The following is a 14,819-nucleotide window of genomic DNA, read 5'->3' as shown; positions in this document are numbered from 1 at the left end:
TAACGATTTATCAAAGTAAGCTCAATATCATTCAACTTGTCTAGACAACTAGCCACCCATGGATATCTGGTCCATAACGTCTAGTCAATCGTCATACTGCTACGGTTCAGCTCGAGTTCTCCATCCCGTTATACATGCTGTATTTCCCTGTTTAATCGCACTCTGGGTCTGTTGAACTCGCATCGTTTGTTAATTCAGCTCAGCAAGTATTTTCTCTTCCCGTCTGCTCGGCGTTCTATCTTTTAGTTCCCCAAATAGGAATGTCACTTATGCTTTCAAGAAAACGGTTTCTAAGTCTTTGTTCCACGTCCCTAGCCAGTTTAATGGTCGCCATTGCGGTCAGCGGATGTGTTGTCAAAGAGGATACAAACACTAGCGGTGCCAATACATCGGGTGCGGCAGCCGTTGATACCGCCAGTGCAACAGCAGGTTCGATTACTGTTTACACTGCCATCGAAGATGACCAGATTGAAGGCTACCTAGCTGGGTTTAAGTCTGCCTATCCGGATATCGACGTCAACATTGTGCGTGATTCGACAGGAATTGTTACGGCTAAACTCTTGGCGGAACAAGATAATCCTCAAGCTGATGTTGTCTGGGGATTAGCCGCGTCCAGCCTGGTACTGGCTGATCAAAAAGGACTGTTAGAACCCTATGCCCCGGCAGGGTTGGAAAAAGTTGAGGCGCGATTTCGGGATCCTCAAAATCCTCCCCGCTGGATTGGCATTGATGCCTGGATTTCTGCATTTTGTGTGAATACCGTAGAAGTAGAGGCTAAGGGATTGCCCATACCCGAGTCCTGGGAAGATTTAACCGATCCAGTGTACAAAGGTCATCTGGTAATGCCAAATCCAGCATCGTCGGGGACAGGCTTTTTGTCGGTGTCTTCGTTGCTTCAGCTCAAGGGTGAAGAGGGTGGCTGGCAGTATCTGGATGGGTTGCATGACAATATTGCTCAGTACACTCACTCAGGTTCCAAGCCCTGCAAACTAGCAGGGGCAGGTGAATATCCCATTGGTATTTCCTTTGGCTATCGGGCGGTTAAGCAAAAGAATGATGGAGAACCCATCGAACCCGTCTTTCCACAAGAAGGGTCTGGCTGGGAAATGGAAGCCAATGCTCTGATTAAGAAAGACAACATTAAGCCTGCGGCTAAAACCTTTTTAGATTGGGCCATTACCCCTGAAATTTCTGAGAAGTATGCGAAAAGCTATGCAATCACGGCGGTGAAAACAGATGTTCCGGTACCCGCTGGTTTCCCTGCCGATCCCATTGCTCAACTGGCCGAAAATGACTTTAATTGGGCGGCTGAGAATCGCGATCGCATCCTAGAAGAATGGACCAATCGCTACGACGGCAAGTCTGAGCCTAAAGAATAAATCCATCCCCCAGCTAGCTAGGAATTACGACAATGCATTCTCCTAATGAGCCTAAGGTTTCGTCCCAATCCATCCCTTCGGTTGACTCTGACCCGTTAGTTCAACGGCACGGTACCGTTGTCACAACAGAAAGGCAGGCCGAGCCCTATTTGCGTATCGAAAACGCCTATAAACAGTTTGGTTCCTTTGTTGCCCTCAAAGCCATTTACCTAGACGTTTATCCAGGTGAACTAGTCTGTCTCCTGGGACCTAGTGGTTGTGGTAAATCCACACTGCTGCGTATTATTTCTGGCCTTGATCCCCAAACCAGTGGACGCGTTATCCAAAATGGGAAAGATGTTTCAGCACTCCCTCCTTATCAACGAGACTTTGGAATCGTATTTCAATCCTATGCCCTATTTCCTAACCTGACCGCAGCCCAAAATATTGCCTACGGTTTAGAAAACGCAGGTCACCCAAAAGAACAAGTTACAGCCCGAGTTACAGAGCTTTTAGACAAAGTAGGTTTAGGCCAAATTGGTCATAAATATCCAGCTCAAATGTCCGGTGGACAACAACAGCGGGTGGCCTTAGCACGGGCCTTAGCACTCTCCCCTGGATTATTGCTGCTGGATGAACCCCTTTCTGCCTTGGATGCTAAAGTGCGTGTGAAACTGCGTAGCGAAATTGCCCGTATACAAAGGGAGTTGAATATCACCACAGTGATGGTGACCCATGACCAACAAGAAGCCATGGCCATGGCCGACCGTGTGGTGGTAATGAACAACGGTTACCTGGCCCAGGTGGGAACTGCTTACGAGATTTACCAACAACCCAATTCTCCGTTCGTAGCTGACTTTATTGGTACGATGAACTTTCTTCCAGGACAGGTCATCTCCACTGATCAAGTTCAATGTGGAGAGTTATATTTGCAGACCCCCAGAAATGATGTACCGACCAATCAAGCAGTCACCCTGGCAATTCGTCCTGAAGATGTTCAAGTCTTGGGAAAGCATGCTCCAGTAGGTCTTGCAAACGTTCTTTCAACCGTAGTTACAGGTCTAGAATTTTTAGGGTCTAGCTATCAACTATCCCTGATGCCAATAGATGTGGTGACTCAGTCCGGCACAGAGGCAGCCTCACCAATGCTGGTGGAAATCACCACTACAGAGGCTCTGAGATTTGACTTGGGCCTGCAATCTCAGCTGGTGATTCAATTCCCCCCAGAATCTATTCGTGTATTTGCAGCAGAAAACTAATCGATTCAGAAAGTAACACTTTTACGACAACAAGACAGTAAAGGTTTTTGAAATCATGACTGTTTCTCCATCCTTACCGCCACCAGCTGCCTCGACCGCTGGTAATAAGCCCATTAAACAAGTGATTACCCGAGAAGACTGGATCATGCGGGGCGCACTGATCTTGGCTGTTATTTGGCTCACTGTGGGTGTGATCTTACCTTTGTTCCCTATGGTGTTGCGGAGTTTACAAGACACCGATGGTGCCTGGGTGGGCTTTGATAATTATCTAAAATACCTGACAACGCCTTCTCTGCTGGCCTCTTTTGGTAACAGTTTATATGTGGCATTTCTGACCACCCTGGTTTCCGTTAGCCTGGCCTTTGTATATGCCTATGCCCTGACCCGTACCGCCATGCCTGGTAAAGGTGTCTTTCGACTATTGAGTCTGTTACCCCTTTACATTCCCCCTCTAGCCCATGCGATTGGCCTGATTTACCTATTTGGAAATCAGGGATTAGTCACTCAAGTAGGTTGGGACATTAATTTGTATGGCCCCACAGGTATTATGATGGGGGAATTTTTCTACTGTTTTCCTCAGGCAGTGGTGATCTTGACCACGGCTCTCAGTCTGACAGATGCTCGTCTGTATGAAGCAGCTCAAGCTCTGCGCACATCTCCTATTCGTACCTTTTTTACGGTTACCTTGCCAGGGGTTAAATTTGGCTTAATTAGCTCCATTTTTGTCTGTTTTATTCTTGCCTTTACGGATTTCGGAGTGCCTAAGGTTGTTGGTGGGGATTTTAATGTTCTGGCCACCGATATTTATAAGCAGGTGATTGGCCAACAAAACTTCTCCATGGGTGCCACCATCAGTGTGTTCCTGCTGGTGCCTGCCGTGCTGGCCTTTGTGCTTGACCGCATGATTCAGCGTCGGCAAACAGCGTTAGTTAGCGCTAAAGCCGTTCCATTACAGCCCAAACCACAGCCAGTTTTGGACTGGATGATGTTTGCCTGCTGTACCCTGATTGCCTCAGCGGCCATCATTGTGTTTGGCACCATTATCTTTGCTTCCCTGGTTAAAGTATGGCCCTATGACTTTAGTCTAAGTTTGCGAAACTATGACTTTAGTCGTGTCGGTGGCGGTGGCTATAGAGCTTATTGGAACAGTATTCGGATGTCGTTTTACACAGCAGTCTTGGGAACTGCTTTGGTGTTTACCATTGCCTACTTAGTTGAAAAAGGTAGGGGCATGAAATGGCTACGGAATGTAACTTACTTTCTCTCGACAATACCCTTAGCATTACCAGGACTCGTTTTGGGTCTGGCCTATGTGTTCTTCTTTAACCAGCGCACCATCAGTATTCCCTTTACTGGCTATGCCCTGCTAAATCCACTCAATGGACTATACAGCACCATGGGAATTTTAGTCCTGTGTACGATTATCCACTTTTCGACAGTTTGTTTCTTGACTGCCAGCACAGCTCTAAAACAACTTGATCCAGAATTTGAGGCAGTATCGGCCTCTCTGTCAGTCCCGTTTTATAAAACCTTCTGGCGGGTAACGGTCCCCATGTGTTTACCGGCGATTCTGGAAATTGGGATCTATTATTTCATCAATGCCATGGTGACGGTATCGGCGGTGATCTTTCTCTATCCACCCAAACTACCATTAGCATCTGTGGCCATTGTCAATATGGATGATGCGGGAGATGTGTCTGCGGCGGCAGCGATGTCAGTGTTAATTGTGTTGACAAGCTTAGGGGTTAAGGGAATTTATTGGTTGCTAACGAGAGGGTTACAACAACGAACCCAGGCATGGCTTAAGAAATAAGCCTATAAACCTTGTTCATAGGAGAAAACTTTAGTTTTCAACATTCCAGGATCATCTATTCTCTTGCTGACTGTAGCTCTAAGGTGGTGGTGGCAGCCCGACCAAATTCTTCGGGGGCATATTCCAGCTGTACCTCTGAGCCAGGCCAGAGGAAAGTGCCGGGTGTGACTGAACGGACAAGATAATGCAGGGTGTAGACACCTGTGTCGAGGTAGTCAGCATAGGCAAGGATGCGATCGCGACCCAACTGCTGATAACCAATCTGCCAACTATCCTGCTGCGGCTGGAAATAGGCCGTACTCGTCTGGAATGACGTGTCAATGGGCTCCAGACCCGCAGGCAGCGGATCGGTAATCACCACATGGTTCACCGGATGGTCGGTAATAATTTCCAGGCCCACATCAAACACCTGGCCTACGTCTAATGAGAGATTCTCTTTTACCCGACTCAGACCCATTTGATAGAGCATCTCTGATTCGTTTGCTGGACGCACTGTGCGGGTGACACGCAAGCCTTGTAAACGACCGGGAGCATTACCTTTTAGCCGATAGCGATAGGCACTCAAGTAGTGTAGTTCTCCGTCACCAGCTTTGTTAAGGACTAAATCTGACGTACCCTTGGGCAATTCTGCCATGGGAATAGAGATATCTAAACTCGGCTGCTGATAGCCTTGGAACTGTTGTTGAGCCAATTGCTTACTGGCCAACTGGATCGTTGCCTCAAAATTAGGCGGCTCAGGCAAGCGTCGAGCATAGGTCACTAGCGCACCGAGGGCTTGAGCATTGTTGTAAGGGAATCCCCAGCTGCCTTCCCGCCGCAGGGCTAGTAGGCCTTCTACCAGTCGTCCCAACAGTTCAGGACTGCCCTCTCTTGCTACAAACAGATTTAAGATTTCAGCCTGGGCCCTCACAGGGGAGTGGCACCAACCCCACCCATCGGGCAGGTTCACCGTAGCACTGCGGGCTGTTTCGTAAACCGATTCCTGAACCTGATTGGCCAGGGTATCAGCTGCCGTTTGCCAATTGTCCAACTGAGACAGATAACGCGCTAGCTTAATTTGGCCAACCCAGTCAAACTCGTCGCGATTGTCGTATAGGTATGACAAAAAGTCTTGTCGCACATCGCCTAGATCCGACAATGCTAACAGCACTTCTAAACGCACCTGGCTCTTGCATTGGGGCGATGAACACCAGTCCACCTGCCCTGGATTTTTTAGCAGCTCAGATAGATACTTCTGGAGCTGGCTCATCAAGGCTCCATCCACCGAGAATCCAGCGGCTTTGGCCTGGGCCAAGGATCTAGCGGCATAGGGTGTGACAAAGGGGTCAGACTGTTCACCGCCTGGCCAGCTGGAAAAGCCACCGTCGGGACGCTGTAATATCTTTATGCGCTGCAGTGCCTGATTGGCTTTTGCTTGTGGATCAAATCCATCCAGCACCTGACCATATTGCTGGCTGAGAATTTGTAAATTAGCCGCAATACTCAGCTGACTGGCTGCCGTGGAAAGATTCGGTAACGACTCTACCCACTCCATCTGTTGCACCGGTGCTTTGATATCCGTTAGCAGGGTGCTAGAGAGAGAGACATCTAAGCCACCCACATCTGACACCACATCTTTGTCCACATTCACGGGAATGGTGACCGGGTCCGTAGTCGATCCTGCATCTACCACCTGTTCATTAATCGTCAACGGCTTGACAGTTAACGGCAGTTGGAAGCCGTCGGCCTCATCGCCTAGCTGGGTCTGAAATTGTATCTGCGCTTCTCCCGCTGTGGTTACTTCTATAGGGAAGCGATAGGCCTGGGTGCCTTTTTTACCACGTTCTTCAAGGCTTGTCGTTGACTCTTCATCAGCAAAGCTCAGGCCGTCAGCCGCATCTCCCTGGATTTTTAACTGACCCCGCTGGTCTGTGGTATTAGTCACCGACAAGCCAGCCATTATGCGATCGCCAGGCCGAGCAAACTGGGGCAAAATTGGCGCAGTGATTAAGGGCTGAGTGGCGACAAACGTGGCATCGCCATTGCCAAAATGCAGGTTACCATCGGTGGCCACCACCATCACTCGCCAGGTGGTGAGATTGTCGGGTAGGGTAAAGCTCACCTCCGCCTGGCCCTGGTCATCTGTGAGCACCGAGCCGTTATAGTAGGCCAGGGCCTGAAAGTCTTTGCGAATGCGGGTACTCTCACCGCCTGCCGAGAATCCGCCGCCATAGCCCCAGCCTTTTTCTAGGGGAGAACTCAGCGGTCGTAACACCACATCCGAACGGTTATCCGCAAAGCGGGTGGAAATGGACTGTTCGGCATACACCGTCTCCACTAAATCCGGTGGACGATGGCCACTAAGCTGGAGGACGGCTTCATCCACTACCATCACTGTAAACTGACCTGACACAGGCTGCTCTTGATCATCCTTAAGGGTGAGATTGAGTGTTTGCTCGGCAGCCGGACGAATCTCGGATTCAGTGGGTGTCACTTCTGGCTTTAGATAACGAGACGCCAGATCTACTTGAAATGGGGCAAAGCCAATGCTGGTTAGATTCTCCAGATTATTAACTTCGACAGTTTCCAACCGCTCTCCCTGGCGCACGAGAACGACTTCCACGGCTGCATTAGGCAACATGTCTGGGGTAACGGTGAATTGCACCTGGGGTGCGCCACCGCTAACGGAAACCACTTCTTCATAGAGGGTGTTTTGGCGGACTACGGCAAAATACAGTTCGCCTGCGTCATAGGGCGATTGGATCATCGCCGTGGCTGTTTCTCCAGGGACGTAGCTGTCTTTGTCCAGCTGCACCTCTAGCCGATTATTGTTATAGCGGCTGCCCCAGTAAACAGGGTTAGCACCAGACACCCAAATCCGGGTATCCGTAGCAGAGCGCTCATCACCCAACGTGGCCTGAATGCGGTAAGGTCCTGCTTCTTGAGCTGTCAGCTGCACTGTTTTAGTCGTGTTACCAGAACGAACCGTTACCTCATCTACTAGCTCATATTCCACCTGATAGTTGGGGTTAACACTGCCCTCAATCACCTCAGTGACGCTGCTATAATTCATCCGCTCTAGCGCCAACTGTACCGACTGACCAGACTGAGCTTGCCCCGCAGCATCGGTAACAATCACCTCCACATCGAAGGGCTCTCCAGCATCGGCTACAAAATCACTCTGCAAACCGATCAACCGTTCCTCTGGCAGCACCGTCACCTCTTTTGTATCAGCAACTGAAAGATTGGAAACATCCACCACCTCAGCATCTAAGCGATAGGTCATGGGGTAGGGCAGATCGTCAGTAATCTCTACGGAAAGCTGACTTTGCCCCTGGTCATCCAGGGTTTCGCTAGTCTCTAATACATCGCTGGAAACAATGGGGCGTTCCTCTGGCCAGTACCACCGACGACCAAAGGAGAAGTCGTCCCAACCCTCTGGAATAAACGTCGTTGGCTGACGAGTGACATAGTAATTGATCTCACGTCCCTGTACCGGTGCTCCAAATAGATAGCTGCTTTCTACACTGGTTGAAAGACTATCGCCTGCCGCTGCTGTTGCTTGATCAAGGCCCATGGCAACCTTAAAGTTAGGCGGCTTAAATTCGGCTACCCGTAAGTTCCCCAGCAGTTCTACGCCATTGTCAGCAGCGGCCAAAACGGAGTAGTAGCCCAAAGGCTGATCGGCACTGATATCCCATTTCACAGAAAAGGTGCCAAAGTCATTGGTTGTTTGGGTGCCCAGGTCAATTCTCTCACCCTCAGGCCCTTGTAGGGTGATGGTATAAGGTCTGTTTTTGTCTTGACGCAGGCTGCCCTTCTGTAGATAGTAGGCATTGCCAGTCAGCCAAGCGGTTTCTCCGGGCTGATAAAGAAAACGGTCAGAAAAGACGTTTCCACGGGAAATGGGCTGACTCCCTTCCCAACCTGCATAAATACCGTAACGAGAACTGCCGGTATAGGGTGTGGTGCGGGCAAATGCCCAGTCATTATCTTCACGGGCAATCACGAGGAGTTCTGGCGGGTCATCAAACGTCTCAGCTCCATTCATACAGGATTTGAGAGCTTGGGCATTTAATTTCAGGGTGCCGGTGTTGTCAGTGTTACCTGTGGCACAGGGCTGGGGTGTCCCTACTGGAGGATTGCCTTCGTAGGTGTAGGCGCGATAGATCGAGATGGGGGCCTGCTGGACAACTGAGCCATCTGCTAAATGGTGTACCCGCACCTGGCCTGAGTCTGGGAACCACTGGGCAAAGACACCCAGGTTGGTGAGCTGTACCAGTCCGTAATAGTTGGGTTCATGCCAGCGTTGAGTGCCGTTGCGATTATAGGTGCTGGCGCGGGCCGTAACGCCATAGGCCAACATGCCGGTGTTGCCCCCCAGCTGTTCTCGTAGGGGCACGGGAATATCAGCAAAGGTATTCTTCTCAGCGGCGACAGAAAATGAGGACCAGGTGCTGCGGTCTGGCAACAGACTCGTGTTGTTACCCCGGGGATAGGCCGTGTCAGTTTTAACTAAATCCGTTGGTTGAACAACCTGATAGGCAGCTTTATAGGCGTTGTCTGGCAGATTTACTGCCGATATGTTGAGCTGCAAATCTTGATTAGCTGGGAAAATGTTGAGCCCCGTGGGAGCCCAGATGTCACCGGTTAAATCACTGGGGGTATAATCCACCGTCACCGGACTACCCAGGCTTTGGCCAAAGCGGTCTTTTAAATCAGCTCCAAGGGTAATGGTGTAGGTGGTTTGAGGCTCCAACGACCAAGGATTGAGGCTGACATACGTGTCATTATCGTAGGCTCGGAGTAGGCGAGTGCCTGCTTGAATGGGAGGATCGATGGTGATTTGTTCAGCAGCGCTTTCAGCCACTAGTCCATTATTAAATACAAGCTGGGCCAGGCCATTGGTAAATCGACCAGTAGCTCCACCGGGTTGTCCCGCGCCTACCATCTCTAACTTCTCGAAGGCTAGGGGGCTGTAGGTGGTAATCAGACTATCAATACTATTTTCAGTGGGGAGATTTCCACCTGCAGGCTGCAGTCCAGGTGAAATGCTGAGAAAGTATTGAGTGGCTTTTTTGAGGGGGCGATTGGGGGTGACATGGTATTGCCAGGGACGTGTCGAGGTACCAAACTTTTCCCGGGCAGACAGGTACTCATCCTCGTATTCGGCCTCAACTACACGTACTGGAATTGAACTGGCTTGGCCTTCAGTCTCTTGATCTTCAGTCGAGAGTTGTAGGTGTTGTTTTAGGGAAGCTAGATCAAGCTGAACGTTAGAGTTGAACTCTAGGACAGGTTCTATATCAATGGGGTCCTCGGCTGATCCTCGTCTGCTATCAATACCAGGCAGGTTAGTGATTTTAATGGGCTCTGTGGTAAAGGTCCAGGCAAAATCCTGGTCTAGCTCATGGTCGGAGAGATCTTTTAGACCGGCTTTTAGGGTGACGCGCATTCGCGTGGCCTTGGGAATGGCGCGATCGGCCTGAAAACCAACCATACGCGGGGTGAGAAAGCGAAATTCACCAGGGATAGGAGGGAAGACTTCAAATTTTTCTAGGGTAGCGTTACGCCCTTGACTTTCCAAACTCTCCACTGCCACCAGTGGCTCAGCAAACCGAATCCTTATCTGGGCTAGTGTTTTAGCTTCTCCAGTAGGGCTAATCTGTTCAATCCAATCGGGCAGTTCTGGGTCGGTGAGTGCGGCCACTGCTGGCAATGGTTCGGGCGGTGGAATGGGAACACTCTGATCCTGCGTATGCAAAGCATTGGGACGATTACAGGTGGCCAACAGTAATGTCAGAACAAAACCGATCAGTCCGTAGATCAACAGCTTTCGTAGCTTTTTCCTTTCTGACATTGACTCCACCACTGGCCACACTTCTTTGTCATATCCAATGGGGCCTGACAGATTACGGAAATACCTACAATTCTTAATTCTGGATAGAATCTGTGTTAGAAAACGTTATTGACTTTTCCGAAGAGAAAATCCAGATCTTACAGGTTGTTCATCAGCTAAAAGTACATCAAACTGCACCTGGGCTCGCTGGCTGCCGCTACGGACATCTAAATGCCACTGTCCTGGCTGCATCGACCAAAACAAAGAGGGTTTGCCAGAAGACTCTAACGTTTGACCATTGAGCTGCCACTCGATAGTTGAAGACTCCTGAGACGTGTTATCAACCACCTTAAATTCCAGACGTTGGTCTTGGGCATTTGGATATAGCAAAAACTGACTGCCTGTTTTAGGCGAAACAATTATTAACTCTGCACTGTTTTCAGCCACATTGGTTTGGTTTGATTCTGTTGTGTTCTGTTCATAATCTGCCAAATCCTCCAGGGCAAAATACTCCTGGACGATGGCTTCACAGTCGGATGTGGGTTTCTGGCCAGTCAGTGTACAGATAGGTCGTTTTACCATGCCATCAGGTGAGGGGAATCGTTCAGGTTCATAGGTCTCATGGAGATGCACCATAATTCGATGCCACAGGGGAGCAGCCCCCATCACACCAGAAACATCCTGCATGGGGGTGCCATCAAAGTTGCCGACCCAGGTGGCAATGGTGTAGTCAGTGGTGAAACCAACGGTCCAGGTGTCGCGAAAATCCGAAGAGGTCCCGGTCTTTACAGCTGCTGGGAAGGGCAGGTTGAGGACAGAATCGACACCGAAGGCAGTGGCACGAGCGTGAGGGTCGGAGAGGATATCAGTGATAAGAGACCATGTGGGAGAAGGTGGCAAAAGCTTTTCCTCCTCTAACGCAGGGGAGATGCCGTAGGCGGAGGAGTCTCGATCGGTAGCGCCAAATGTCGATCCCCCCCTGTCGGTCCCCCTTGGTAAGGGGAACATACTCGACCGGCTGTGACTCACAGGTAATGCATTATTGTCACGCCTTACTTTGAAAGGCGTGACAATAATACTTGGATCACCCTGATGAGCAAGGGTTAAATACGCTTGCGCCAGCTCCCACAACGACACTTCTCCACTGCCAAGGGCCAACCCCAAGCCATAGTGGTTAGCAGACCGATCCAAGTGAGTAAAACCCAGCTGGTGCAACCGCTCAAGAAACTTATCAACACCGACCTTCTCCAGAATACGCACAGCTGGGATATTCAGAGAATTACCCAGGGCAGCCCGCACCCGCACCGGACCTTGAAACGTTTCACTAAAGTCGGTGGGGCTATAGAGCTGAGCCCCAGGAATCGCATAGTGTGTGGGCACATCCGCCAGGATAGTGTTGGGCTGAATGATGTTTTGTTCTAACGCCAGCTGATAGAGAAACGGCTTGAGGGTTGAGCCTGGCTGACGCAGAGCCTGGACACCGTCGTTTTGACCGGTCTGTTGACTAGAAAAGTATTTTGGGGAACCCACATAGGCTAGAACGTCACCTGTGGCATTTTCGATCACGAGGGCGGCAGCGTGGCGTACATTTTTTAGAGCTAGCCCTTGAACGGCCTGTTGAACCTGGGCGGTAACAAAACGCTGAAGGGACAGATCGAGACTGGTATGGACTTGGGCAGGGTGATCCGTAGGGAGCTGTGCGGCCAGCCAGAAGAGAAAGTGTGGTGCAACTAAAAGCCCCTGATCAATCGATTGGACAGTAACGGGTTGGGCATAAATGCGCTTGACCTGGGCCTGAGTTAGTGTGCCATCGGCCACCATTTGATTGAGAACATACTGCTGTCGCTGTTTGAGATTATCCCAATTAGTGTAGGGGTTAAGGGCTGTCGGAGCATTGGGTAAAGCGGCCAGCAAACTTGCCTGGGCAACTGTTAGATCGGCGGCAGGCAGCCCAAAGTAGACACGGGCAGCGGCTTCAACGCCGTAGATGTTGCCCCCCATGGGGAGTCGGTTAACGTAGGCGGCCAGAATTTCATCCTTAGTCATGCCTGCGGCCAGTCGCCAAGCGTACCAAATTTGTTGGGCTTTTCCGAGAAATGTGCGCGGGACAGGGTTTACCATGCGAGCCAGTTGCATGGTCACAGTGGATGCGCCACTGACAATGCGGCGGGTACGAATGGCCTGTAAACTAGCGCGGGCTAAGGCCTGTAGATCGACAGGGCCATGGTGATAAAAGCGTCGGTCTTCAGCGGCGAGAATAGCGTGCTGAAAATGGGGGGAGACTTGGGATAGGGGAACAACAGCGGTGTGCTCTTGGTCGCGGGAAAGGAGGGTGCCAAGGGGGAGAGAGTTGCGATCGCGAAACTCCACTGCCTGATCCACCTGGGCTAAATCCGTCGCATGAATAGGCATCAAGTAGGGGACACCCCGCACAACCAGCCCCGTCAGCAACAGCACCACACTGATTTTCACCCGTAAATTTCGTCGCCATATCCAACGACAACCCGTTCTGAATAATTGCTGAAGAGATTGGGGCATAAGCTTTTACCCCGATACTGCTGTAAAGCCCTGCTCATCCGCAGCGGTAATCCACAACTCTTAATAAATTAGGACAGGCCAGTACCCGATGGCAGACATTCAGTACCTTAATCACGACCATAGGTTCAGCCACCTTACTCACTGGAAGCGGTGTCTGGCATCTTAGGTTGAGGATCGGTATTGTGCCAGTTAACTTCTAGCCGATAGCGATTTTTTTCGGTTTCATAGTCTTTAGACCAGCAGCGTTCTAATAGTTGAGACCTGTAGGATATGGTGAACTTACGAGGATTCCACACGAATTGGACATCGCGCTCAAACAGGGGCTGATTAAGGTAGTCCCAGAGTGCTAGTAGGAGAGAAAATTTGGGGGATGGCTTTGGGTTAGTCATAGTTTAAATACTTCCCAAGAGTTGGCATAACTATCCAACGCTGGTGGGGGAGATGCGAGGGTAGAAAAAAAGCTGTTACTGATTTAGAGGATGAATCGAATCGCAAAACTGGCTAACAGCCTAAATGTGACAGATACGTCCCATACTGAGGATCAGCAGCAAAAAATAAAAATAGAACAGCGTTAGCTGCTATTCCCCTATATCTACTCAATGGGCCAATGACCTCAGGTCTTTTCTAAAAAAGAAGTCATCGTTTCTCCTTAAAACAGCTTAGATGTGGAGATTTCCTAATTTCACGTTAATCCTAAAGCAAGAATGTGAGCTTCTTATGAAGCATGGGTTTACTATCCGGAATCGTTGGAAAAGCATTATTCTGTTAGCCGTGCGATCGCAAAAAATAGACGTCAAATAAGGCACTTCATTGCCAAGCTACTGAAGGCTTTGGCTGCAATCACAGCAAGTCTCATGGTGCGGGTTGCTCAATGCTCAACTCTGAATATGTGAAACCAGGATGTGAACTCGTATTTCTAGGGGAATTCGCTAGAATCTCTGGTAATGGAGCTAGGACCTGGTCAACTGATGACTTCACCGAACAAAAGGCAACTCTTCGATCGCTGGGCACCCCTGTATGACCTGTTATTTCCGTCAGTATTTTATCAAGCCACCCATCAGCGGCTGCTAGATTATGTTGACCTCCCGCAGCATTCCCATGTGCTTGACCTTGGCTGTGGGACCGGGCGTTTGTTGGATCGCTTAGCAGCTAAGTATCCTGACCTCCAGGGCACGGGTCTAGATTTTGCGCCTGAGATGCTACGTCAGGCACGTCGCACGAACCGCCATCGCCCTCGCTTAATTTTTGTGCAGGGTAATGCTAACCCACTGCGTTTTGCTGACAAACAATTTGATGCGGTTTTTAACACGTTAAGTTTTCTGCATTATGCAGCGCCAGACCAGGTGTTTGCTGAAATTTATCGGGTATTACGTCCGGGGGGCAGGTTTTATTTGGTTGATCCAGCTGCACGGGTATCAACGGAAACGTTGAAGGTTCCAGTTTCTCCAGGTGGGATTAAATTCTATGGTTCGCAGGTGCGAGAACACATGGGCACTCAAGTGGGATTTCGATGTGTGCAACATCAGTATCTGCTGGGGCCTAATTTGATGACTATGTTTGTTAAGGAACCCTCTTAACGCCATAAGCTTAGTTTTTAATCCCCCCTGATACAGCTACGGTGTACACACATCTCGAAAGGGAGTTCACAATCCTGCATTACCCCCCTTAATCCCCCCTTGGTAAGGCAGGGTTGTTTCGTGTTCACCAGAGAAAATCTGTAAGGCTTATTACTTCGTTCATACTGAATCGAGAGATGATCGGAGGGAGCCAAAACCGGTTGCTTGGGGTCCCTCCGAGTTCCCCAAACCCCCATGGTTAGGGCCGGGAGGCCGCCCTAAGACCCAGCCTACTAGGTTGTCCTCAATGGCATTAACTTAAGGGTTACGGCGGGGTCGATTAATCAGGTTATCGCATTGTTGTTTGGCCCACCTTCATGTAGAGCATGCCTTTCCTCAAATAAGCTTTCAATGCCTCCAGATTTTCTGTCCAGACAATGAAACAGCCCTGCCTTGGTAAGGGGGGAAGCTCCGGTT

7 protein-coding genes are annotated in these 14,819 nt (G+C 50.0%); 4 read left to right on the top strand and 3 right to left on the bottom strand.

Going from position 1 to position 14,819, the window contains the following annotated elements; translation table 11 throughout:
* The first annotated feature begins 269 nt into the window (after positions 1–269).
* Genes QGP82_RS09620 through QGP82_RS09610 form a run of 3 tightly spaced genes read left to right on the top strand, consistent with a single transcriptional unit; the run spans position 270 to position 4,430 of the window.
* On the top strand, positions 270–1,379 hold the full coding sequence (locus tag QGP82_RS09620; RefSeq protein ID WP_250565881.1) for a putative 2-aminoethylphosphonate ABC transporter substrate-binding protein: 1,110 nt from the start codon (positions 270–272) through the stop codon (positions 1,377–1,379).
* Positions 1,380–1,411: 32 nt separating this feature from the next.
* On the top strand, positions 1,412–2,617 hold the full coding sequence (locus tag QGP82_RS09615) for a putative 2-aminoethylphosphonate ABC transporter ATP-binding protein (RefSeq protein ID WP_163664907.1): 1,206 nt from the start codon (positions 1,412–1,414) through the stop codon (positions 2,615–2,617).
* 55 nt (positions 2,618–2,672) lie between these two features.
* On the top strand, positions 2,673–4,430 hold the full coding sequence (locus QGP82_RS09610; protein WP_499058646.1) for a putative 2-aminoethylphosphonate ABC transporter permease subunit: 1,758 nt from the start codon (positions 2,673–2,675) through the stop codon (positions 4,428–4,430).
* Positions 4,431–4,485: 55 nt separating this feature from the next.
* On the opposite strand, the gene QGP82_RS09605 is transcribed toward QGP82_RS09610, so the two are convergent.
* The 3 genes from QGP82_RS09605 to QGP82_RS09595 form a co-directional block, all read right to left on the bottom strand.
* Positions 4,486–10,269: an alpha-2-macroglobulin family protein gene (locus tag QGP82_RS09605; protein ID WP_499058643.1), complete on the bottom strand. Its 5,784-nt coding sequence runs from the start codon at positions 10,267–10,269 to the stop codon at positions 4,486–4,488.
* A gap of 105 nt (positions 10,270–10,374) precedes the next feature.
* Positions 10,375–12,786: a penicillin-binding protein 1C gene (pbpC, locus tag QGP82_RS09600; RefSeq protein ID WP_499058641.1), complete on the bottom strand. Its 2,412-nt coding sequence runs from the start codon at positions 12,784–12,786 to the stop codon at positions 10,375–10,377.
* A gap of 134 nt (positions 12,787–12,920) precedes the next feature.
* The gene (locus QGP82_RS09595; RefSeq protein WP_499058638.1) at positions 12,921–13,175 is read right to left on the bottom strand and encodes a hypothetical protein; all 255 of its coding nucleotides are present in this window, start codon (positions 13,173–13,175) and stop codon (positions 12,921–12,923) included.
* Between the two features lie 579 nt (positions 13,176–13,754).
* Here QGP82_RS09595 and QGP82_RS09590 point away from each other — a divergent pair.
* Entirely contained in the window at positions 13,755–14,363 is a 609-nt protein-coding gene (locus tag QGP82_RS09590) for a class I SAM-dependent methyltransferase (RefSeq protein WP_499058637.1), read from the top strand.
* Positions 14,364–14,819: the final 456 nt, after the last annotated feature.

Source organism: Leptothoe sp. LEGE 181152 (genome assembly GCF_032906605.1).
Lineage (GTDB): Bacteria > Cyanobacteriota > Cyanobacteriia > Phormidesmidales > Phormidesmidaceae > Leptothoe > Leptothoe turfae.
The sequence above is the reverse complement of the archived record's forward strand: the minus strand, read 5'-3'. Positions and strand labels throughout refer to the sequence as shown.